Origin of the sequence: Heyndrickxia acidicola (genome assembly GCF_001636425.1) — a bacterium.
GTDB classification, from domain to species: domain Bacteria; phylum Bacillota; class Bacilli; order Bacillales; family Bacillaceae_C; genus Bacillus_AE; species Bacillus_AE acidicola.
Genome location: NZ_KV440953.1, coordinates 3,366,817 through 3,388,472 on the forward strand (window position 1 = coordinate 3,366,817; position 21,656 = coordinate 3,388,472).

At 39.4% G+C, this 21,656-nt stretch carries 24 protein-coding genes; 5 read left to right on the forward strand and 19 right to left on the reverse strand.

The window, feature by feature from the left end:
- Positions 1-56: 56 nt before the first annotated feature.
- The 4 genes from A5N88_RS15650 to rpsF form a co-directional block, all read right to left on the reverse strand.
- Entirely contained in the window at positions 57-998 is a 942-nt protein-coding gene (locus A5N88_RS15650) for a YybS family protein (protein ID WP_083953176.1), read from the reverse strand.
- A 520-nt stretch (positions 999-1,518) separates the two neighbouring features.
- On the reverse strand, positions 1,519-1,755 hold the full coding sequence (rpsR, locus tag A5N88_RS15655) for a 30S ribosomal protein S18 (protein WP_066267732.1): 237 nt from the start codon (positions 1,753-1,755) through the stop codon (positions 1,519-1,521).
- A 19-nt stretch (positions 1,756-1,774) separates the two neighbouring features.
- Positions 1,775-2,287 (reverse strand): single-stranded DNA-binding protein, encoded by a 513-nt coding sequence (gene ssb / locus A5N88_RS15660; RefSeq protein ID WP_066267733.1) that lies wholly within the window; start codon positions 2,285-2,287, stop codon positions 1,775-1,777.
- Positions 2,288-2,349: 62 nt separating this feature from the next.
- Complete coding sequence (gene rpsF, locus A5N88_RS15665) at positions 2,350-2,640, reverse strand: 30S ribosomal protein S6 (RefSeq protein ID WP_066267735.1); 291 nt, start codon at positions 2,638-2,640, stop codon at positions 2,350-2,352.
- A 352-nt stretch (positions 2,641-2,992) separates the two neighbouring features.
- Between rpsF and A5N88_RS15670 the strand changes: the two genes are divergently transcribed.
- Positions 2,993-3,229, forward strand: coding sequence for a hypothetical protein (locus A5N88_RS15670; protein ID WP_066267737.1), 237 nt, complete (start codon positions 2,993-2,995; stop codon positions 3,227-3,229).
- Positions 3,230-3,486: 257 nt separating this feature from the next.
- Here A5N88_RS15670 and ychF read toward each other — a convergent pair whose 3' ends face one another.
- From ychF to A5N88_RS15685, 3 genes are all read right to left on the reverse strand, one after another.
- Positions 3,487-4,587 (reverse strand): redox-regulated ATPase YchF, encoded by a 1,101-nt coding sequence (ychF, locus tag A5N88_RS15675; RefSeq protein WP_066267738.1) that lies wholly within the window; start codon positions 4,585-4,587, stop codon positions 3,487-3,489.
- Positions 4,588-4,966: 379 nt separating this feature from the next.
- A complete protein-coding gene (locus A5N88_RS15680) occupies positions 4,967-5,164 on the reverse strand; it encodes a DUF951 domain-containing protein (RefSeq protein ID WP_066267739.1) in 198 nt (65 codons plus the stop codon).
- A gap of 2 nt (positions 5,165-5,166) precedes the next feature.
- Complete coding sequence (locus tag A5N88_RS15685) at positions 5,167-6,006, reverse strand: mechanosensitive ion channel family protein (protein WP_083953319.1); 840 nt, start codon at positions 6,004-6,006, stop codon at positions 5,167-5,169.
- Positions 6,007-6,327: 321 nt separating this feature from the next.
- Between A5N88_RS15685 and yyaC the strand changes: the two genes are divergently transcribed.
- Entirely contained in the window at positions 6,328-6,957 is a 630-nt protein-coding gene (gene yyaC, locus A5N88_RS15690) for a spore protease YyaC (RefSeq protein ID WP_066267742.1), read from the forward strand.
- A gap of 77 nt (positions 6,958-7,034) precedes the next feature.
- Here the strand turns inward: yyaC and A5N88_RS15695 are convergent, their stop codons facing one another.
- The 12 genes from A5N88_RS15695 to rpmH form a co-directional block, all read right to left on the reverse strand.
- Positions 7,035-7,742, reverse strand: coding sequence for a DUF554 domain-containing protein (locus A5N88_RS15695; RefSeq protein WP_066267744.1), 708 nt, complete (start codon positions 7,740-7,742; stop codon positions 7,035-7,037).
- A 39-nt stretch (positions 7,743-7,781) separates the two neighbouring features.
- The gene (locus tag A5N88_RS15700) at positions 7,782-8,636 is read right to left on the reverse strand and encodes a ParB/RepB/Spo0J family partition protein (protein WP_066267745.1); all 855 of its coding nucleotides are present in this window, start codon (positions 8,634-8,636) and stop codon (positions 7,782-7,784) included.
- Positions 8,629-9,390 (reverse strand): ParA family protein, encoded by a 762-nt coding sequence (locus tag A5N88_RS15705; protein WP_066270598.1) that lies wholly within the window; start codon positions 9,388-9,390, stop codon positions 8,629-8,631. Before A5N88_RS15705 ends, A5N88_RS15700 begins: the two co-directional genes overlap by 8 nt.
- Before the next feature lie 295 nt (positions 9,391-9,685).
- A complete protein-coding gene (gene noc, locus A5N88_RS15710) occupies positions 9,686-10,570 on the reverse strand; it encodes a nucleoid occlusion protein (RefSeq protein ID WP_066267746.1) in 885 nt (294 codons plus the stop codon).
- A 123-nt stretch (positions 10,571-10,693) separates the two neighbouring features.
- Positions 10,694-11,410, reverse strand: coding sequence for a 16S rRNA (guanine(527)-N(7))-methyltransferase RsmG (gene rsmG / locus A5N88_RS15715; protein WP_066267748.1), 717 nt, complete (start codon positions 11,408-11,410; stop codon positions 10,694-10,696).
- Between the two features lie 27 nt (positions 11,411-11,437).
- Positions 11,438-13,330 carry a tRNA uridine-5-carboxymethylaminomethyl(34) synthesis enzyme MnmG gene (gene mnmG, locus A5N88_RS15720; RefSeq protein ID WP_066267750.1) on the reverse strand — a complete coding sequence of 631 codons (1,893 nt, stop codon included), beginning with the start codon at positions 13,328-13,330 and terminating at the stop codon, positions 11,438-11,440.
- 36 nt (positions 13,331-13,366) lie between these two features.
- The gene (gene mnmE / locus A5N88_RS15725; RefSeq protein WP_066267751.1) at positions 13,367-14,752 is read right to left on the reverse strand and encodes a tRNA uridine-5-carboxymethylaminomethyl(34) synthesis GTPase MnmE; all 1,386 of its coding nucleotides are present in this window, start codon (positions 14,750-14,752) and stop codon (positions 13,367-13,369) included.
- 373 nt (positions 14,753-15,125) lie between these two features.
- Positions 15,126-15,362: a R3H domain-containing nucleic acid-binding protein gene (locus A5N88_RS26405; protein ID WP_328006737.1), complete on the reverse strand. Its 237-nt coding sequence runs from the start codon at positions 15,360-15,362 to the stop codon at positions 15,126-15,128.
- Complete coding sequence (locus tag A5N88_RS26410; protein ID WP_328006735.1) at positions 15,359-15,745, reverse strand: Jag N-terminal domain-containing protein; 387 nt, start codon at positions 15,743-15,745, stop codon at positions 15,359-15,361. The genes A5N88_RS26405 and A5N88_RS26410 overlap by 4 nt, the downstream gene beginning before the upstream one ends.
- Positions 15,742-16,518, reverse strand: a complete 777-nt coding sequence (gene yidC, locus A5N88_RS15735) for a membrane protein insertase YidC (RefSeq protein ID WP_412733818.1) — start codon at positions 16,516-16,518, stop codon at positions 15,742-15,744. Before yidC ends, A5N88_RS26410 begins: the two co-directional genes overlap by 4 nt.
- Before the next feature lie 76 nt (positions 16,519-16,594).
- Complete coding sequence (gene rnpA / locus A5N88_RS15740; protein ID WP_066267753.1) at positions 16,595-16,954, reverse strand: ribonuclease P protein component; 360 nt, start codon at positions 16,952-16,954, stop codon at positions 16,595-16,597.
- A gap of 404 nt (positions 16,955-17,358) precedes the next feature.
- The gene (gene rpmH, locus A5N88_RS15745) at positions 17,359-17,493 is read right to left on the reverse strand and encodes a 50S ribosomal protein L34 (RefSeq protein ID WP_058005146.1); all 135 of its coding nucleotides are present in this window, start codon (positions 17,491-17,493) and stop codon (positions 17,359-17,361) included.
- A 1,029-nt stretch (positions 17,494-18,522) separates the two neighbouring features.
- Here rpmH and dnaA point away from each other — a divergent pair.
- The 3 genes from dnaA (at position 18,523) to yaaA (ending at position 21,649) form a co-directional block, all read left to right on the forward strand.
- Positions 18,523-19,869 carry a chromosomal replication initiator protein DnaA gene (gene dnaA, locus A5N88_RS15750; protein WP_066267756.1) on the forward strand — a complete coding sequence of 449 codons (1,347 nt, stop codon included), beginning with the start codon at positions 18,523-18,525 and terminating at the stop codon, positions 19,867-19,869.
- A 239-nt stretch (positions 19,870-20,108) separates the two neighbouring features.
- Positions 20,109-21,248, forward strand: a complete 1,140-nt coding sequence (gene dnaN / locus A5N88_RS15755) for a DNA polymerase III subunit beta (protein WP_066267758.1) — start codon at positions 20,109-20,111, stop codon at positions 21,246-21,248.
- A gap of 179 nt (positions 21,249-21,427) precedes the next feature.
- Positions 21,428-21,649 carry a S4 domain-containing protein YaaA gene (gene yaaA, locus A5N88_RS15760; protein WP_066267759.1) on the forward strand — a complete coding sequence of 74 codons (222 nt, stop codon included), beginning with the start codon at positions 21,428-21,430 and terminating at the stop codon, positions 21,647-21,649.
- The last annotated feature ends 7 nt before the right edge of the window (positions 21,650-21,656 follow it).

Here is a 21,656-nt window from a genome sequence, read left to right on the forward strand (position 1 = left end):
CTCCTAAATAGTATTCATCATGTCAAAAACATTCATGGTGAGTGCCCATTTTTCATTCATAATTTTTTCTCAATCAGCTTTCTTAAATTGAGTCCTAAATCAGCTACTCCCAATAAACTGACTAGCTCACTCACAGGAGATAACCAAAATGAAAAAATGGTAATCATAACAGGAACTGCTTTGGGCCATTTTTGGCGATAGGCAATAAAAAAGATGAAGGACAACCCTTGTAGAATCATTAAAAGCTGGGAAAGAAACACAAGGTTAACGATGGCCATGTATAAAAACGTCCCTGGTGACGGCTTTAGCACCCATAATAATATATATGTAAATAAATAATACCATATAATATTACGCGGCAGTTGAAATTCTCGAAAGGGCTTCCATTGGGGTATACTTACTCCGAGCCGTCGGGCGATTGGAAAACTGACCGCCATAAAAAGAAGTACGGTTGCAAAAGACATAATAAGTAAAGCGCTAGGGAAAACAGTGTCAAGCATCTTTATAGCTGCAGTAACCGTCTCTTCCAATTTTGTGTAAGCATCTTTTTGCCCAAGAGCATTGTAGACTCTTGCATATTGATGAATGGATTGGAGTGTCAGATTTTCAGAATCCTTTATAAAGTTGAAATGGAAGAAGACAATTGAAACAACGTAATACACGACAATGTCTACTAAAAAAACAAGACTCGAAACTACATACACAGTAAAAAAGCTTTTCTTTTTTGAAATACAGTAGCCCATTGCTATTCCCACTGTCCCATACACAACTGTAAAGGTAATAAATGTTACATTAGAAAAAATGGCTGTAATGATACAACTCCCTATAAAAAGAATAACCGAATATTTTAGGGAGTATTTTGAACTGTAATATAGAAACGGAAATACCATAAAAAACATAGATATAAGTGATATGAATGGTATATAAACCGTTATTAGCAGCAAGACGATATAAATGGCGAGCATCAATGCTCCATCCGTTATCCTCCTTGAATTCACCTTTTCACCTCTTTATTGTTCTTTTACCAATTGCCTCTATTTTAACACATTCAAAAGGGAACATAAAAACGATGTCCCATTTAGGAGCATCGTTATGGATATAGAGATACACGCGCTAGCCTTCTCATCCTCAATTTTCATATTGCAGTCATCATGCTGTGCTAGCTCCATATTGCCTCCAGAACGTTTGAAAGCATAATCCCTTAGGCAGCTTCAACTTTTATTACTATACCCTTTTAAAAGAACAGAATGCCCAAAATAAGTGACTTTATAAACCTGCACTGCTTGGAGATGAAAGGATCTGTTCAATTAGCCTGTTAATTTCGGCTCGAGACTCTCGCTTTTTAACTGGCGGTTGGTAAGCTTCTTCATCGTTTCTAAGTCTGCAGAGTCTCACCATAACCCGCTTTTCTGTACAGGAGTCTATGCCCATCAACAAGGGGTATATCACCATAGAGCATTAACCGAATCCAAGAAAAAAGACAGTGAGAAAACCCTCACTGTCTTTTTTCTTCATTTATTACTCACCTGAAACGTATGGAAGTAATGCCATAGTACGAGCGCGTTTAATCGCAATCGTTAATTTACGTTGGTACTTAGCGCTTGTTCCAGTTACACGACGTGGAAGAATTTTTCCGCGTTCAGAGATGAATTTTTTCAACAAATCTACATCTTTGTAATCGATGTGTGTGATATGGTTGGATGTAAAGTAACAAACTTTACGGCGTTTACGTCCGCCTCTGCGTCCACCTGCCATGATATTCACTCCTTTTTATTTAGAATGGAAGGTCATCATCCGAGATATCGATTGGTTGTCCATTATTTGAAAATGGATCATCGTCAACTCGAGTGTAGCCTTGGTTTTGGTTTTGGTTCTGGTTACGTTGATTCTGATTTTGCCCGTAGGAATTTTGATTTTTCTGGTATCCACCATTAAAATCATTGTTCCCGCCACGTTCAGAGTTTGGATTTTTTGGTTCAAGGAATTGGACGCTTTCTGCTACCACTTCAGTAACATATACGCGTTTTCCATCCTGCCCTTCATAATTACGTGTTTGCAGACGTCCATCAACACCTGCTAAGCTTCCTTTTTTCAAGAAATTAGCAACGTTTTCAGCTGGACGGCGCCAAACAACGCAGTTTATAAAATCGGCTTCTCTTTCTCCCTGCTGATTGGAAAATGCCCTGTTCACAGCAAGAGTAAAAGTGGCTACCGGGACTCCGGCTGGAGTGTAACGCAATTCAGGATCTTTGGTTAAACGACCTACTAGAACGACCCTATTCATCATCAGAATCAACCCCTTTCCCTATTTATCATCTATATCTCGAAGCCCTCAGCTTCGTGTCAGTCTTATTTCTCTTCTTCTCTGATAACAATGTGACGAATGATATCGCCGTTGATCTTAGCAAGACGGTCAAATTCTTGTACCGCTTCAGGGCTGCCATTTACAGTTACCAGACGGTATAAACCATCACGGAAGTCTGCAATCTCGTATGCAAGACGGCGTTTACCCCAGTCTTTAGATTCAACGATTTCAGCACCTTCGCCAGTTAACACGTTGTCAAAACGCTCAACTAGTGCCTTTTTTGCTTCATCTTCAATGTTTGGACGGATGATGTACATAATTTCGTACTTATTCATCTTTCTGTCACCTCCTTATGGACTATGCGGCCCTTTCTGAAAAGGGCAAGGAGCAATGTATATGTTCGTTCATTACTCACAAGTCGTAAGTATATCACAAGTTGTGCTGAACTGCAACCGCCTCTGCAACAAAAAGAGGCTGCCCCAAATGGCTCCCTGATATTAAGTGACCTTGGCGACAGCAACTTTTTTTGCTTGTTGGTTTCCACTGCAAGCATTTCTTTTCGCTTCGATCAACCTTTAAGTTAAATCTAAATTGGGATTGTACATAGGTATAAGCTGCAGCGTTGATTAGAGTAGAAGGCAAAAGATTTCTGCAGGTTAAGCACGTTATTGGGAAATCCCTATAAGCATGCAACAAACAAAGGTTAATTGGAGAGGAAGGTATGAGACTCCTGCGGGATCAACCGGTCTTAGGGAGACCCTACAGGAGCTTGCGACGAGGAGGCTCCCGGCCGCTCGCGGAAAGCGAGTGCCTGCAGCTGAAATCAACCCAGCAGGACGATCAGAACAGAATCCAAACGATCTTTGGGTATTACTCAATATGCTCAGCGCTATTGGTCCTGCCTCTTCTTTTCTTCTCAAATAAATTTTCACAGACAGGACACCATGCTATTATTCGAAATAAGTATCCTTCTCCCTTTTTTTCTGTCCAAAATATAAAAGAAGTGACTCACAAGGCCGCTTATAAAAGCCTTTTGAGTCACCCTCTTCTCTTCTTTTATTTTTTTAAGAAGGCTGTATTAAATTTTTATGTTAATAACTGCTTGTTTTTTAGCTCATTTTACAGAAACCAGCTGCTTCACACGAATGAGCTAAAGACAACATAGCCCTCAAAAAAGAATTTTATACATTAAATCTAAAGTGCATAACATCTCCGTCCTGAACAACGTACTCTTTGCCTTCCAAACGGACTTTTCCAGCTTCTTTTGCCGCAGCCATGGAACCATTTGTCATCAAGTCATCATAAGAAACTGTTTCTGCACGGATAAAGCCTTTTTCAAAATCAGAGTGGATAATTCCCGCACATTGAGGAGCCTTCATTCCTTTTCGGAAAGTCCATGCACGTACTTCTTGTACACCCGCAGTAAAATAAGTTGCAAGACCAAGCAGGCTGTAAGCGGCTTTTATCAATTGATCCAGTCCTGATTCTTCTATACCAAGTTCAGAAAGGAACATTGCTTTTTCATCATCATCCAGCTCTGCTATTTCTTCTTCAATCTTCGCACACACAACAATGACTTCAGCGCCTTCTTTGTGGGCATAATCCCGTACTCTTTGTATATATTCATTTTCAGAAGGATCCGCTACATCCTCCTCACCTACATTCGATACATATAATACAGGCTTGCTTGTTAGAAGATGAAGGCCTTTGACAAGCTTCATTTGCTCTTCTGTGAATTCCAGTGAACGGGCAGGCTGCTCGGATTCAAAGGCTTCTTTCAGCTTGGACAGTACTTCGTATTCAGCTACTGCATCCTTGTCCTTTTGTTTTGCAAGCTTTTCAACACGGCCAATTCGCTTGTCAACCGATTCAAGGTCTGCAAGGATTAGCTCAAGATTAATTGTTTCAATATCATCAATGGGGTCAACTTTCCCGGAAACGTGAGTAATATTGCCATCAGCAAAACAACGGACAACATGGCAAATGGCATCCACCTGGCGGATATGGGACAAGAACTTATTGCCCAATCCTTCGCCTTTGCTGGCACCTTTTACAATCCCAGCAATATCTGTGAATTCAAAAGCTGTTGGAATTGTTTTTTTCGGCTGGACAAGCTCCGTTAACTTATTTAATCGGTCATCCGGAACCTCCACAATCCCCACATTGGGATCAATCGTACAGAATGGATAATTGGCAGACTCTGCTCCTGCCTTTGTAATTGCATTGAATAGGGTAGACTTACCAACGTTTGGCAACCCTACAATCCCGGCTGTTAATGCCATTTTCGTCACTCCTCTTACCTGATCTATTTATAAATAAGTTTTTGTTAAAGGACTCTGCTTTTTAGCTCATTTGTGTAAAAAGAACATCATCAAAGTTTAACAAAGTCATTAATAAAGAATCTATCTTACTGTGAGTTTGTTATTACGAATTTGTACTTTCAAAAAAACTTTTAAACCTTTTCAATTATAGGGATTCTATACAAAAAAAACAAGTTTATCATACTTTGCTGCCGTTTCAGAAAAAGGGTTTGCAAATTAGATAATCATGTCTTTTTAAGGCTCTGCAGCATTGATCCTGTATACAAATAAATTCGTATGTCTTCCGTCTTCATGAGAGCGCATGGAGCTGAATTTAAATATAGAAAAAAGCACGAAGACGTTATTCTTCATGCTTTACCAGAATTTTTTTTAATTTCCTTGAAAACTCTCTTCGCGGAATCATCACACTATGGTCACAGCCTTCACACTTAATTCTTATATCCATGCCCATTCTGATGATTTTCCAGCGGTTTGTGCCACAGGGATGAGGCTTTTTCATTTCTACTACATCATGTAAACCAAAAACTTTTTCCTCCAAGTTTAGACCCCCCTTTGGAACTCTTTCTCTTCTTCCATTTGCTTTTCACCGTTTCTGGAGTACATTACCAGTTTAGGATAAGGTGCTTTAATTCCATTCTCATCCAAGGCCATTTTAATGCTTTTCCTTAATTTACGCGCAATACTCCAATGGCTCATTGGAAGGGTTTCTACAACGACTCTAAGGGTAATATAGGATGTACCAAGTTCATTTACACCAAGCAATTCCGGTGCTTTTGTAATTTCCTCATATTCCTCGGCGTAAGGAATGAGCATTTCTTGAATGACCGCCTCCGCCTTTTTAATATCTTCTTCGTATGGGATATGGATATCCACTACACCGACACTGTTATGCATGGAATAGTTGGTCACTTCTGTTATATGTCCATTCGGGATAATATGAACTTCACCAGTCCAGGATAAAATTTTCGTTGTACGAAGTCCAATTTGCTCCACCGTTCCTAAAAAGTTACCAATTCCAACATAATCACCGACTGAAAATTGATCTTCAAAAATAATGAAAAAGCCGGAAATGATATCTTTCACTAAACTCTGTGCACCAAACCCGACAGCTAATCCAATAATTCCTGCACCTGCCAACAGGCCTTTTACGTCAATGGACATAAGGGAGAGGATGGTAACCAGTGAAATGAAATAAACGACATACGTTAGAACATTTTCCAATAATCTTAAAAGTGTTTTTTCCCTTCTCTCAGAAAGCTGGAGAGGAGCTTTGGAGCGGATTTTAAAAATATTATGCAAAGCAGCTTTTCCGATTTTCACCACAACGGATGTAAGAGCAATTACAATGAAAACCTTTAAGGCTGTTTCTCCAATATTCATCCAAACCGTTTCATTAAACCACTTATGAAGGAGATTTTCATCCTGTTTCAACTTAATCACCTAACTTATGCTTTTGTTAATTTGGAGAGCCTGATGCTTATCATATATATTTAAATGCTGTATTGAGCATCATTCTCCCTAAAAGTAATCCTATTTTATCAATAAATTCTTCTTAATGATAGAAAAAAGGGTATAGTAACACAAGTTAACAATTTGCACAGTCAAGGAACTTTTTATTTTCTGCATTTCCGGACCGTTTATGTATAGAAAAATACTTTTTTCCGTATACTGTTAATACTAAATTTAAGAGGAGTGGAGCGGATGAATCTAGGTAAAGGGATTTTTGAGCGGAAATTGGAACACTTGAAGATAGCCCATGAAGATATTCTTGCAAAGGAAATAATCTCTACTCAATTGCTATCCATGCTCCCATCTAATCGCAATCAGCCTATCGTCGTTGTCTGCATTGGCACAGATCGTTCAACAGGTGATTCACTCGGCCCTCTCACTGGGACTTTTTTAAAGGAGAAAGGCTCCTCTGCCTATCATGTATACGGGACATTAGATGATCCTATACACGCAGTCAATTTAGAAGAGAAAATGAATGAAATTTACCAGAAATACAATCAGCCATTTGTAATTGGAATTGATGCATGTTTAGGAAAATTGAAAAGTGTAGGCATGATTCAGATTGGTGATGGGCCTGTTAAGCCAGGTGCAGGTGTAAAAAAGGATCTCCCATTTGTAGGAGACATGCATATAACCGGAATCGTCAATGTCAGCGGTTTTATGGAGTTTTTTGTTCTGCAAAACACCCGGCTTAATCTTGTTGTAAATATGGCTCGCATTATTGCAGGGGGCATTTTCAGAGCAAGCTTATCCGATCCTCACAGGCATTCCAGAACCTCCATGATTTTAGAATATGAAAAAGAGCAAGAAAACACATTATAAGCAGGAAAGAAAGAAACCGGAATGAACCGTTTCTTTCTTCCTGACGGCCGTCTTTACGTTAGCCAATTTTTCGCAGCTTAAAAATGGACAAAGTAGAGAATTGTAACAATGGCTGTAACAACAGCTATACCCGGCAAAAAATTTGCTACACGGATTTTTGTTATTCCGGCTATATTTAATCCAATGGCAAATATCATGATGCCTCCCGTTGCAGTCATTTCAGTTATAAAAGAATTCATCAGTTCTTTTGGCACGAAATGATTAATTTGCGTTGCACATAAAGCAATGATGCCTTCATAAAGAATGACAGGGATTGCTGAAAAAACAACTCCGAACCCTAACGTTGTCGTTAAGATAAGAGCAGTGAAACCATCAATAATTGATTTTGTGAACAAGATATTATTATTTCCCCTGATTCCGCTGTCCAACGCACCTAATATAGCCATAGCGCCAATAACAAAAACAAGTGTAGCCGTTATAAAGCCTTCTGCAATGCTTCCCTTTTCTTCAGATCCGACCTTCCGCTCCAGCCAGTTTCCAAGTAAATTCAACTTATCTTCTATAGCCAAGGCCTCTCCAATGACTGCGCCAAATACAAGACTGACAATAACAATCAAAAAATTATTGCTTTTAAGTCCCATCTGCAAACCAAGGACAATGACGGATAAACCGATGGCGTACATTACGGTCGCCTTCATTCTCTCTGGAATCCGATGAAGAAGCTTTCCGAGAAAGGACCCTGCTGCGATGCAGGCCCCATTTACAATTGTGCCTAACAAAACCATGCCTCTCACCTTTTTTCTGCTGCAATCTATGATGGTGGATTAGGATTCCTGCGTTACATCCAGCAGTTCCAAAATCCGTTCTAAATCTTTATCTGAATAAAACTCAATTTCAATTTTACCTTTTTTCTTCGTTTGAGTGATGGAGACAGGGGTTCCAAATTTTTCACGCAAGCTGCTTTCCTGTTCTTTGATAAAAATATTTTTTTGGACAGCAGGCTTTCTCGTTTCACGTGAAACACTTTCATTTAATTGTTGGACCAGTTTTTCCAGCTGACGGACGTTCAATCCCTCTTTTGCAATTTTCTCAACTAATTGAGACATTTTTTCTTTTTTCTTCAGGCCGAGAAGAGCTCTGCCATGGCCCATAGAAATTTTCCCCATTGTTATAGCATCCTGAACAGCGGCCGGCAGTGCAAGGAGTCTGATATGATTGGCAATATGCGGCCGGCTTTTGCCCAACCTTTTTGCCAGCTCCTCCTGGGTCAGATTCATCCGTTCCATTAACAGCTGATAGGCACTTGCTTCCTCGATAGGGGTGAGATCTTCCCGTTGTAGATTTTCCAAAACGGCCAGCTCCATCATTTGCTGATCCGTTAACTCACGGACAACAACAGGGACTTTTTCCAGTTCAGCTTCTTTTGCTGCCCTGTACCGTCTTTCCCCCACTACAATTTCATAGCCCTTAATACTCTTTCTTACAATGATGGGCTGCAGGATACCATGCTGGAGAATGGATTCTTTCAGCTCTGCAATAGCTTCTGGAAGAAATACCTTGCGCGGCTGATAAGGATTCGGTCTCAGTTCTTTTAACCTAAGCTCCTGAACGGCATCTTCTTTTTTTATTTCTACATTTGAAAATAGTGCATTGATCCCTTTTCCAAGTCCTTTAGCCATTTGCTGCCACTTCCTTTGCTAAATCTAAATAGACTTCTGCTCCCCGGGATTTTGGATCATAAATGATAATAGGTTGTCCATGGCTGGGTGCTTCACTCAAACGAACATTCCGAGGGATGATCGTCCTGTACACTTTATTCTGGAAATATTTTTTTACCTCTTCTATTACTTGAATCCCCAAGTTGGTCCTTGCATCCAGCATCGTTAGCAGGACACCCTCAATGGTAAGATCATGATTTAGATGCTTCTGGACAAGCCTTACTGTACTCAGCAGCTGGCTTAGCCCTTCCAAAGCATAATACTCACACTGAACGGGAATAAGGACTGCATCAGATGCCGTTAATGCATTAAGCGTCAGGAGTCCCAGAGATGGGGGACAGTCAATAATGATATAGTCGTACTCGTCTTTTACAGAAGCGAGTGCCCTTTTTAACCTTACTTCTCTTGAAATGGTCGGAACAAGCTCTATTTCCGCTCCTGCAAGCTGAATGGTTGCTGGAACAGAATGAAGCCCCTCTACAGCTGTAGCTTTAATGACTTCTTTTATGTCAACATCATCTACAAGCACATCATAAATACACTGCTGGACATCGCCTTTATCGATACCAGCGCCACTTGTTGCATTCCCTTGTGGATCTGTATCGACAATTAATACCTTTTTTCCGATGTATGCTAAGCAGGCACCCAAGTTGACAGAGGTAGTCGTTTTTCCGACGCCACCCTTTTGGTTGGCAATAGCAAGGATTTTGCCCACCGATGTCACCTACCTTCAACTTCCTAGTAAAATTTCAGTTATATAATCTATTTTAACAAAAATTCAATTAATAGTTTGTTCTTTTCATAAAAAAAGCGCTTTTATTCTTTTGAGTTATTGAATTTCAACATTAGCAACTGCTCGTTTTTTAGCTCATTTTACAGGAAAGAAAGGAACCTTTCAGCTCAGCTAAAAGGCGTGTGAAACAACCGTTTCACACGAATGAGCTAAAAAACATCCGGATTCTATTGCAAAAAAAGAGAAGCATGTCCCAGCTTCCCATTAATCTAGTATATTAGTTAGATCCTTTTTTAGGGATCTTAATGGTAATTTGATAGTATTCACCAAAGTCTTCTTCTTCAGAATCCAGTTTTATGCCATTATCACTAACCATGGATAGGGACTGCCGTATTGTATTTACCGCTATTCTCATATCCTTACTGAAAGCCTGCCTTCTTGGCTTTGGCTTTTTTACAGTGGTATTGAGCATCTTAACAACCTGATCCTCAGTTTGCTTTACATTCAAATTCTTTTCAACGATATCCTTTAATAAAAGAATCTGTTTTTCAGGAACCTTTAAAGGAATCAAGGCTCTTGCATGCCGTTCCGTAATCTGCTTTTTTAACAATGCGTCCTGGACCTCTTGAGGGAGCTTTAAAAGACGAAGCTTGTTAGCAACCGTTGACTGGCCTTTTCCTAAGCGCTGCGCCAATGCTTCCTGCGTCAGATTATGGAGCTCCAATAATTTGCCGTATGCAACGGCTTCCTCAATGGGAGAAAGCTCTTCGCGTTGTAAATTTTCTATTAAGGCTACAGACGCTGTTTCTTTGTCACTTAAGTTCTTTATGATCGCGGGAACGGTCTCCCAGCCCAGCTTTGACACCGCTCTGAAACGGCGCTCACCTGCTATGATCTCATACTGCTGATCCTCAAACTCTCGTACTACGATCGGCTGAATGATTCCATGCGTATGAATGGTACGTGCTAGCTCTTCTATTTTCTCATCGTCAAATACAGTCCTTGGTTGGAACCGATTTGGAACAATATTAGAAACAGGAATCTTTTTTACTTCCTCATTGTCATTCGAAAGATCCTCTTCAGTTTCTTCTACTGAAAGTTCCTTCTCAGTCTCTTGTACCTTTTCGCCCACACTAAAAAAACGAGAGAAAGGATGCTTCAAGTTCCTTACACCACCTTTACGTAACTCCCTACCTACTTATTCTCTATTATAGGACAAGTTCCTGCAATTTCACCGGATAATTTTCGCACTTTCCCCCTATTTATATGACAAATTTTTCAATTGTTACTCAATCGGCATTTTGTTAGGGGTGCCTGGTTTACGCGGGAACTTCTTTGGAGTCGGCTTGATTTTTTTAATTTGAACAATATTGCGTTCACTCTCTTCTTCCGGCAAAGTGAAGGAATATACTTTTTCAAGCTCGCCACCGAGCTGGGAAATTGCCTTTTCTCCTAAAGCAATCTCTTCCTGGGCACTAGCTGCCTTCATCGCAATAAATTGTCCTCCTGTTTTTACAAGAGGGATGCACAGCTCACTTAGAACCGATAGCCTTGCAACGGCACGTGCTATTACCACATCATACTGCTCGCGATGTTCTTTTTTGCTGCCAAATGTTTCAGCCCGGTCATGAAAGAAAGAAGTATTTTTTAATCCCAATTCTTTAGAAAGATGTTCTAAAAAACCGATCCTCTTCTGTAAAGAATCAACAATTGTTACCCTTAGTTCCGGAAAACATATTTTTAGCGGCAGACTTGGAAAACCTGCACCTGCACCTACATCGCAAATGTGCAGCGGCTCTCGAAGGTTGATAAAAAAAGCAGCAGATATAGAATCAAAAAAATGTTTTAAATAGACATCTTCTTTGTCGGTGATCGCAGTTAAATTCATTTTTTGATTCCATTCTACCAAAATTTCATAATAACGTTCAAACTGATGCAGCTGCGTTGAGGAAAGGGAGATTCCCTTTTCCTCAAGCATGCCGGCAAACTGATCAATATTCATTGGATCTTCCTTCCTGATTCCAGCTGATTAGCCCTGGGAAATCTTTGCTATTTTTCCTTGCTCAATATAGACAAGAAGAATAGATATATCTGCCGGATTTACCCCGGAAATTCTTGAAGCCTGAGCAATAGAGAGCGGACGTACCTTGCTTAATTTTTGGCGCGCTTCAGTAGCAATACCGATAATGGCATCATAATCGATGTCTTCAGGAATCTTTTTGTCTTCAAGCTTTTTAAGCCTTTCAACCTGCTGAAGAGATTTATCAATATAGCCTTCATACTTAATTTGAATTTCAACCTGCTCTACTACATCAGAAGGAAGAGCTGCATCAGCAGGCACTAATTCCTGAATATGCGCATAAGAAATCTCTGGGCGCTTCAATAAATCAGATGCCCTTACTCCATCTTTTAATTCACTTCCGCCGGTTCTGCGAATAAGTGCTTGTGTTTGTTCATTTGGTTTTATAATGATTGAACGCAGACGTTTTTTCTCTGCTTCAATGGCATCCCTTTTTGCTGAAAATTGCTCGTATCTTTCTTCTGAAATCAAGCCAATAGAATGGCCAATTTCAGTTAAACGTAAATCAGCATTGTCATGGCGGAGAAGCAAACGGTATTCGGCACGGGATGTCAATAAACGATACGGTTCATTCGTTCCTTTTGTGACAAGGTCATCTAGAAGAACTCCAATATAAGCATCAGATCGGCTTAAAATGACTTCATCTTTACCCAATGCTTTTCTTGCTGCATTAATTCCAGCCATAAGCCCTTGTCCTGCTGCTTCCTCATAGCCGGAGGTTCCATTAATCTGGCCGGCTGTATACAGACTCTCAACTGTTTTGGTTTCTAAAGTTGGCCATAGCTGCGTAGGAACAATGGCATCATATTCAATTGCATATCCCGCTCTCATCATCTGAGCTTTCTCAAGGCCAGGGATGGTGGCAAGTATTTTTTGCTGTACTTCTTCAGGCATACTGGTTGAAAGTCCCTGTACATATACCTCTTCCGTATTTCTTCCTTCTGGTTCAAGGAATATTTGGTGGCGGGGCTTATCATGGAAACGCACCACTTTATCTTCTATAGAAGGACAATAACGGGCACCCGTTCCTTTTACCATACCTGAAAACATTGGCGCTCTATGAAGATTCTCATCAATGAGCTGATGGGTTGTTTCATTTGTATAAGTCAGCCAGCAAGGAAGCTGGTCTGTAATATACTTCGTGGTTTCATAACTGAAAGCACGAGGCTCTTCGTCTCCAGGCTGTATTTCCGTTTTTGAATAATCGATCGTTTTGCTGTTTACCCGTGGAGGCGTGCCAGTTTTAAAGCGGACTAATTCAAATCCCAGTTCTTCCAGATGCTCAGAAAGCTTAATAGACGGCTGCTGATTATTCGGTCCACTGGAATATTTCAAATCTCCAATGATGATTTCTCCGCGCAAAAAGGTTCCTGTTGTGATAACTACGGTCGCGGAACGATATACCGCCCCGGTTTTTGTAATAATCCCCTTACAAACACCCTCTTCAACCACAAGTTTTTCTGCCATTCCCTGCAGAAGGGTCAGGTTAGGCTCATTTTCCAACGTCCTCTTCATTTCATGCTGGTATTGAAATTTATCCGCTTGTGCACGCAGTGCCTGTACCGCAGGACCTTTTCCTGTATTCAACATTCTCATTTGTATATACGTCTTATCAATATTTCTGCCCATTTCTCCGCCAAGTGCGTCTATTTCTCTAACGACTACTCCTTTGGCTGGACCGCCGACGGATGGGTTACATGGCATGAAAGCTACCATATCCAAATTTATGGTTACCATTAAGGTCCGGGCACCCATTCTTGCTGCTGCCAGACCCGCTTCACAACCAGCATGGCCAGCACCGACAACAATCACATCAAATTGACCTGCTTCATATGTTTGCATGAAAGGTATCTCCTTTTAATATATTTCCAAAAACATTTATTTTCCTAAACAGAACTGGGAGAATAACTGGTTCAAAAGGCTTTCTTGAACAGTATCTCCAATAATCTCACCGAGCAGCTCCCAGGTACGGGTTAAATCGATTTGAATAATATCAATAGGCGTTCCGAATTCTATTCCTGAAAGAACCTCCTCTATTGAATGAAGAGCCTGGCTAATAAGAGCAATATGCCTGCTGTTAGATACATAAGTCATATCTCCGGCTTCTAATGATCCTTCAAAGAACATGGATGCGATGGATTCCTCTAACGTATCAATCCCCTTGTCTTCCAATAAAGAGGTGGTGACCATTTTATGCTCTTTAGCCAGTTCCCTCACACGGTCCATATTCACTTTTTGAGGAAGATCGGTTTTATTAATGATGACAATAACGTCCATCCCCTCTACTGCTTTAAAAAGCTGTTCGTCTTCTTTTGTTAAGGAATCAGCAGAGTTAAGGACAAGTAAAATTAAATCAGCTTCCTTCAGTACCTGGCGGGAACGCTCTACACCAATCCGCTCAACAATGTCCTCAGTTTCACGAATGCCCGCTGTATCAATAAGGCGCAGAGGAACTCCCCGTACATTGACATACTCTTCAATTACATCACGGGTCGTACCAGGTATATCCGTTACGATGGCTTTATTTTCTTGGACAAGGCTATTTAGCAAAGAGGACTTCCCTACATTCGGCCTTCCAATAATAGCCGTAGACAGCCCTTCACGTAATATTTTGCCCTGCTGGGAGGTTTGCAGCAGTTTCTGCAATTCCTGTCTAATCATCCGTGCTTTCTCATCTAACATTCGATGGGTCATTTCTTCCACATCGTCGTATTCCGGATAATCTATGTTTACTTCCACATGTGCTACGACCTCTAATATCTCTTGCCTTAGCCTTTTAATGAGCTTGGACAACCTTCCTTCCATCTGTCCTAAAGCTACATTCATCGCTCTATCTGTTTTGGCACGGATTAAATCCATTACAGCTTCAGCCTGTGATAAATCAATACGTCCATTTAAAAAGGCTCTTTTCGTAAATTCCCCTGGTTCAGCTAGTCTTGCTCCTTGTCTTAATGCAAGCTGCAGAACACGATTAACCGATACGAGGCCACCGTGGCAATTGATTTCAATCACATCTTCCCTTGTAAAGGTTTTTGGCCCTTTCATCACACTAACCATTACTTCCTCCACTGTCTGATCAGTATCCGGATCGATAATATGCCCATAATGAATAGTGTGGGACTGCACGGTTTCCAAATCCTTGCCTGCCACTCCCTTAAATATTTTGCCTCCAATTTTAATCGCATCATCTCCGCTTAGTCGAACAATGGAAATGGCGCCTTCCCCCATAGGGGTGGAAATGGCTGCAATTGTATCAAAATCCATCTCTTCACCTACTTTCACTATTTTTTTATATAGGTTTTGTTAGAGGACTCTGTTGTTTTTTAGCTCATTCGTGAGAAATGGCTGTTTCACACGCCTTTCAGCACAAAAAATTAACAGAGCCTTTATTTAAAAGGAATCTCCCTCGAGAAATATAAATTAATATTCTATACAGATTAAAGTCCTTATTTTAAGGCCAGATTATCCAATTAGCAAACGTTTGGCGTTATCCACAAAAAAATATTCAATGAGTCCTATTTTAACTTATCCACATGTGAATAACAATAAATCCAGGAGGTTTCCAACGAAAAATGTTGAAAGCTTCCTTTGTCCTTCCAATTCAACAAAAAAACTCCAAGCCAACGATGCCCAGAGCTTACTTCAAAGGATCAATTACCAGATATCGGTTTGGTTCTTCTCCTTCAGAATGAGTTTTTATCTTTTTATTTTTCGACAATGCATTGTGTATGATTTTTCTTTCAAATGAGGGCATCGGCTCGAGGGTAACAGATTCACTGCTTTGAACTGCCCGCACAGCCAATCTACCGGCAAGCTGTATAAGCGCTTCCTCCCGCCGGCTGCGATAATTCCCAGCGTCAAGGACAATCGTCATAAATTGATTCGTTTTGCGGTTAAGGGCCAATTGGTTAAATATTGGAGTGAATTAAGGGTTTGTCCCCTTTTCCCGATGATTGACGCCATTTTTTCGCCTGTCATGTTAAATTCGACCTGTCTGCCGTCTTGTTTCACTTGTATCTCAGAATCAATGTCCATATTTTTTAATATCTCTGAAAGATATTGCTTTGTTTCCTCAATGGGATCAGACTTTACCTTAACCTTTACAACAGCCGGCTTGGTGCCAAAAAAACCAAAAATCCCTCTTTTCCCTTCATTTACTACCTCAATATCCACTTCATCCCTTGATGCGTTTAATTCGCTAAGGGCTGAAATGACTGCTTCCTCAACACTTTGTCCTGCAGCAGTAACTTCTTTCACTTTTCTGCTCCCTCCAGGTTCCCTCTATTTATCATTTCCTTTTGCATATATGGGAATTTAATAAAATACGTTTGTAATAAAACAAAAATATTTCCTATAATCCAATATAGTGGAAGCGCTGCTGGCACCCCAATAGAAATAAATCCAACCATAAGCGGCATCACCCAGAGCATCATAGCCATTTGTGGATTTTGACTGTAAGTGTCTGACATCATCGTTTTTTGTTGAAAGAACGTTGTCACTCCTGAAGCGATTGCTAAAATAAAATCCGGTGATCCAAGCCTGAACCACAGAAATTGTGCTTCCTGCAACACGGGAATATCATTCATCGCTTGGTAAAAACCTAATAAAATCGGGATTTGAATGATAAGCGGAAAACAGCCCGCAAGAGGATTAATATGGTGGCTCCGAAAAAGCTGCATCGTTTCCTGCTGCATTTTTTGCTGGGATTGAGCATCTTTTGCTGTGTATTTCTGCTGTATTATTTTCAGCTGGCTTTCAATGCTTTTCATTTTTTTCGAAGTAGTTATTTGTTTAAGCATAAGCGGCAATATAAGTAAGCGAACAAAAATCGTAATCATTATAATAGAAAGCCCATAGCTGTTTCCAAATAGTTTTGCTGTACAAATAATAATACATGCCAATGGATAAACGACAAATTGGTACCAGACCCCGCTGCCGTCCACAATTGATGAATGATTAATCTGTGCACATCCAGACAGCATCAATAACATGCCTATGAAGACTCCCAATAAAGTGGTTGCTTTATTCAACGGTCCTTCCTCCTTGCTTCTTTCAGCCAGCTATCATTACCGTTTCCTTTTAAACAGCTCTATTTCAGCATCTGCCTTATAAATGTGATTCTTTTAAACGCTTAAAGACTTTCGCTACCTTTAATACATGCTCCAAGCTTTTTTTTACTTCATGGAAATTCATTTCGGCCGCTGGTTTCCTAGCGATGATAACATAATCATTACCTGAATCAACAAATTCCTTAAATTCATGAAATGATTGACGAATATATCTTTTTATTTCATTTCTTTTTACTGCTTTTCCAATTTTCTTGCTTACAGATAAACCTATTCGAAATTTATCTTGATTTTCCTTCTTTAAAACATAAATTATAAATTGACGGTTTGCGTATGATTTTCCCTTTTTAAAAACAAATTGAAAATCAGTATTCTTTTTTATCCGAAACGCCTTTTTCATCTTTTCACCTGCAATCCTTACGGGTCAATAACTCTTTTTCTAGCATGGCTTTGTTCAATTATACGGTAAATTCACTTCAATTCATTCAATAAAACCAAAATTAATTGTTTTATTTCCTGCTATATAAATTGAAATTAGTTTTTTCTTATGGCTGTTTTCGCATAGATTGTTGCTTAACGTACAAAGGATTATTCCGTGTATTGCTTGTCTTCATGGCATCTTTTCATATGCTATTCACAAGTTTTAATACTGAATATATATATCCCTTTGCCCGCTTGTCCCGCAGGAGTCTCGTATCTTTCGCTCCTGTCATCAGAGAAATCACCACAAATATCCCAATTATTAAGCTGAAAATATAGTTTTTTCAGCTGGAATAAAAAAAACCACTGAGAGGTTTCAGTGGTCTATGCTGATAATACTTTTCTTCCTTTACGACGGCGGTTAGCTAAAACCTTACGTCCGTTTTTAGTGCTCATACGTGCACGGAAGCCATGAACCTTACTTCTTTTACGAGCATTTGGTTGATACGTTCTTTTCATTCTATGACACCTCCCTGAGGGTACAAATAATTTCAATAAAAGACAGTCCTTATAATTATAAAGAGGTGAACTGATAATTGTCAACTCAATAAGAAACTATACCATAATTTTCTTTCCTATTCTCTTCCTTCTATCTCCGAAATCCGTATCTTCTGGAGCAGAGCTATTATCTATCGAAGAAGTTTATATGTCAATGGCTGATCTTTCAACTGCAAGAGATGTGCAGCTTTCATTCGTCTTCATTATATTTTTTTGCTTAATTGGCAGCAACATTAAGCGAAAGCAGATCACATAGAATAACTCTTTTTTTCTCCTAGCTCTTCAAATTTCTATGTTGTCTCGCTTTTTTAGCTCATTTCACAGTAAAGAAAGTTTCAAACGAATGAGCTAAAAAGCAACACTTCAACAAAAATCGTGATTTTAAGCAGCCAATCGGAATCTTTCATTTTATTTCCTCACTTTTTTAATCATCTCAAAAAACAAAACAAATTCAGGATTGTTTCGTTCCAGCTCTATTTTTTCAGTCTATTAGCACACAAAAAATGATTTGTGGATAATTTTCGACACCACTTTTTCTATCCACAGCATTTATAGACAAGTTTTGCACAAGCTAGCAGCCTGTGGATTATTTTTTCCCACAAACTCTTCGCGTTGTGGATAGTTTTCAAATAGCATTGCAACACCTATAATTATTTGATATGATTATTGTGTTTTCACTCTTAACAAACGTTGTGCATAACTATCTTATCCACAGATTGTGGATATCCTGTGGATAGGTTATCCATACCCTTTTAATAAATTTGTCCACAGATGGTGGATTATGTCGAAATCTCTTATCTTTCCTTATTATATATTTTTCCACAATCATAGAGATGTATATTTATAAATTCCTATTCTTTTTAACGAAACACTGTTACACAACGTGGTTGTAAATAGGGGTAAAAGAATACTTTATATGCGGGGATTCACAAAAAGCTGAATCTCTATTTTCAGATGTAAAAAAATAATCAAATGAAGGAGGGCATAGTGTTGGAGAATATAGCTGATCTTTGGGACAAGGCTCTTTCAATTATAGAAAAAAAGATCAGTAAGCCCAGCTTCGAAACTTGGCTTAAGTCCACAAAGGCACATTCCTTAAAAGGGGATACGTTTATTATTACAGTTCCCAATGATTTCGCCCGGGATTGGCTTGAAGGAAGATATGTAAATCTTATTTCCGGTGTACTTTATGAAATTACTGGCGAAGAGCTGTCCATTAAATTTATTATTCCCCAAAATCAAGAAGAAGAAGATTACGCAGCCAATGTTCCTCAGCAAAAAAGACCTAAAATAGATGAGCCGGTTGAGTTATTTCAAAATATGCTAATTCCCAAATATACCTTTGATACTTTTGTTATTGGTTCTGGGAATCGCTTTGCTCATGCAGCATCACTGGCGGTGGCAGAAGCTCCTGCAAAAGCATATAATCCTCTTTTTATTTATGGAGGAGTTGGATTGGGTAAAACCCATTTAATGCATGCTATTGGACATTATGTGCTAGAGCATAACCCCCAGGCCAAGGTCGTGTACCTGTCTTCCGAAAAGTTCACAAATGAATTTATTAATTCGATTCGTGATAATAGGGCAGGGGACTTTCGCAATAAATACAGAAATGTAGACATTCTTTTGATAGATGATATTCAATTTCTTGCCGGAAAAGAACAAACACAGGAAGAATTTTTCCATACTTTTAATGCATTGCATGAGGAAAGCAAGCAAATTGTTATTTCCAGTGATCGGCCGCCAAAGGAAATCCCTACACTTGAAGACCGTTTGCGTTCCCGCTTTGAATGGGGCTTAATTACGGATATTACTCCTCCTGATTTGGAGACAAGGATTGCCATTCTTCGAAAGAAAGCCAAAGCAGACGGACTTGATATCCCTAACGAAGTCATGCTGTATATTGCGAATCAAATCGACTCCAATATCAGGGAATTAGAAGGGGCTCTCATAAGAGTTGTTGCGTATTCATCTCTCATAAATAAAGATATAAATGCCGACTTAGCCGCTGAGGCACTAAAAGATATTATTCCAAGCTCTAAGCCGAGAGTTATTACGATACATGATATTCAAAAGACAGTTGGAGAAGAATATAACGTAAAACTGGAAGATTTTAAAGCAAAAAAGAGAACAAAGTCAGTAGCATTTCCTCGTCAAATTGCTATGTATCTATCCAGAGAGCTAACAGATTTCTCACTTCCGAAAATTGGCGAAGAATTTGGCGGCAGAGACCATACAACGGTCATTCATGCCCATGAAAAAATTTCAAAAATGCTTCAAATTGATACACAGCTGGAAAAAAAGTTAACCGAAATTCAAAGTCTGTTAAAAAGCTAGCTGATTGTAACCAGGGGATATTGTGAATAAGTGGTCTTACCTTATGCACAGTCTGTCCACATGTGGATAGGCTGTCTTTCCGTTATTTTTCTTAGTTATCCACAAATCCACAGTGCCTACTACTATTACTACTATATTTTTAAAAAAATATTATTAAATAAATGCTTTGTTAGTAATACAAGAATGTATGAAGGGTACTGCTAATTAAATAGCTCATATATTATATTGGGGGTTAAAAAATGAAGTTCTTAATTCAACGTGATCGTCTCATTCAGAGTGTGCAGGATGTAATGAGAGCCGTAAGCTCCAGAACAACGATACCTATTCTGACTGGAATTAAAATTGTTGCTGCAAATGATGGGGTAACCTTTACCGGCAGTGATTCAGATGTCTCTATAGAGTCTTTTATTCCAAAAGAAGAAGACGGAGACGAACTAGTTGAAATAAAAGAATTAGGCAGCATTGTCCTACAAGCCAAATTCTTTAGCGAAATTGTCAAGAAACTGCCAATGGATACAGTGGAAATCGAGGTATTAAACCAGTTTCAAACGGTTATCCGCTCAGGTAAATCCGAATTTAACTTAATCGGGCTGGATCCAGATGAATATCCTCATCTGCCGCAAATTTCTGAGGATAACATTCTTAAGATTCCTACCGATATACTTAAAACACTGATAAGACAAACGGTTTTTGCAGTGTCCACCCTAGAAACACGCCCTATCTTGACAGGTGTAAACTGTAAGGTGGAAAACGGCAAGCTCTACTGTATTGCAACAGATAGTCACAGACTGGCTATGAGGACGGCTGCCATTGATACACAAAGCGAAGAAACCTACAATATTGTCATACCTGGGAAAAGTTTAAACGAATTAAATAAAATTCTGGATGATACAAATGAGCCGGTGGAAATCGTAATAACGGAAAATCAGGTTCTATTCAGAACAAAGCATCTATTGTTCTTATCTCGCTTACTAGAAGGCAGCTATCCTGATACTTCAAGGCTGATTCCTAATGAAAGCAAAACGGAGATTACTATTAATACCAAGGAATTTCTTCAGGCAATTGATCGTGCATCACTATTAGCAAGAGAAGGCCGCAATCCAAATGTGGTTAAGCTTACAACAATTGGATCCGGTCTTGTGGAAATCTCTTCCAATACCCCGGAAGTCGGAAAGGTAGTAGAACAAGTACAGAGCCAAGCGATTGACGGGGAGGAATTAAAAATTTCCTTCAGTGCAAAATACATGATGGATGCACTAAAAGCGCTGGAAGGTTTGGAAATACGTGTGAACTTCAGCGGCGCGATGAGGCCATTTGTTATACACCCGGTAAATGACGAGTCCATTTTGCAACTGATTCTGCCAGTAAGAACATACTAGTGAAATGCCTTTTTTGAGTGCTAGTTATTAGTCAACAAAGCTAACGTTAAAAATTTACCTGCCGAAATATAAATGGTCGGCAGGTTTTTTCTATAGAATCGATGGAGATTAGAACCTTTGTGTTAATTGAATTATTTTAGTAAAATCAGAAGTATGAAAACTCGGGAAAGAGTGATTTGATGGAAAAAAAAATAAAGATTAATTCAGAGATTATAACATTGGGCCAATTCCTAAAACTGGCAGATTTAATCCAAAGCGGCGGAATGGCAAAATGGTTCCTTAGTGAATATGAGGTTTACGTAAACGGGGAGCAAGACCAAAGAAGGGGCAGAAAGCTTACAATCGGTGATAAAATTGAGATTGACGGATTCGGCGTTTTTGAGATTTCAAGCGAGGCCTAACCGCAAT

Excerpts from the sequence above, each read along its gene's own strand:
- A5N88_RS26405 (WP_328006737.1), bottom strand. The coding sequence starts at position 15,362 with ATGACGATTGTCCTTGACGCTGGGAATTATCGCAGCCGGCGGGAGGAA.
- rpsR (WP_066267732.1), bottom strand. The coding sequence starts at position 1,755 with ATGGCAGGTGGACGCAGAGGCGGACGTAAACGCCGTAAAGTTTGTTAC.
- dnaN (WP_066267758.1), top strand. The coding sequence starts at position 20,109 with ATGAAGTTCTTAATTCAACGTGATCGTCTCATTCAGAGTGTGCAGGAT.
- ychF (WP_066267738.1), bottom strand. The coding sequence starts at position 4,587 with ATGGCATTAACAGCCGGGATTGTAGGGTTGCCAAACGTTGGTAAGTCT.
- yaaA (WP_066267759.1), top strand. The coding sequence starts at position 21,428 with ATGGAAAAAAAAATAAAGATTAATTCAGAGATTATAACATTGGGCCAA.
- mnmE (WP_066267751.1), bottom strand. The coding sequence starts at position 14,752 with ATGGATTTTGATACAATTGCAGCCATTTCCACCCCTATGGGGGAAGGC.
- rnpA (WP_066267753.1), bottom strand. The coding sequence starts at position 16,954 with ATGAAAAAGGCGTTTCGGATAAAAAAGAATACTGATTTTCAATTTGTT.
- rpmH (WP_058005146.1), bottom strand. The coding sequence starts at position 17,493 with ATGAAAAGAACGTATCAACCAAATGCTCGTAAAAGAAGTAAGGTTCAT.
- rsmG (WP_066267748.1), bottom strand. The coding sequence starts at position 11,410 with ATGAATATTGATCAGTTTGCCGGCATGCTTGAGGAAAAGGGAATCTCC.
- mnmG (WP_066267750.1), bottom strand. The coding sequence starts at position 13,330 with ATGCAAACATATGAAGCAGGTCAATTTGATGTGATTGTTGTCGGTGCT.
- ssb (WP_066267733.1), bottom strand. The coding sequence starts at position 2,287 with ATGATGAATAGGGTCGTTCTAGTAGGTCGTTTAACCAAAGATCCTGAA.
- A5N88_RS15695 (WP_066267744.1), bottom strand. The coding sequence starts at position 7,742 with ATGGTTTTGTTAGGCACAATTGTAAATGGGGCCTGCATCGCAGCAGGG.
- yyaC (WP_066267742.1), top strand. The coding sequence starts at position 6,328 with ATGAATCTAGGTAAAGGGATTTTTGAGCGGAAATTGGAACACTTGAAG.
- A5N88_RS15700 (WP_066267745.1), bottom strand. The coding sequence starts at position 8,636 with ATGGCTAAAGGACTTGGAAAAGGGATCAATGCACTATTTTCAAATGTA.
- A5N88_RS15685 (WP_083953319.1), bottom strand. The coding sequence starts at position 6,006 with ATGAATATTGGAGAAACAGCCTTAAAGGTTTTCATTGTAATTGCTCTT.
- A5N88_RS15670 (WP_066267737.1), top strand. The coding sequence starts at position 2,993 with ATGCAACAAACAAAGGTTAATTGGAGAGGAAGGTATGAGACTCCTGCG.
- rpsF (WP_066267735.1), bottom strand. The coding sequence starts at position 2,640 with ATGAATAAGTACGAAATTATGTACATCATCCGTCCAAACATTGAAGAT.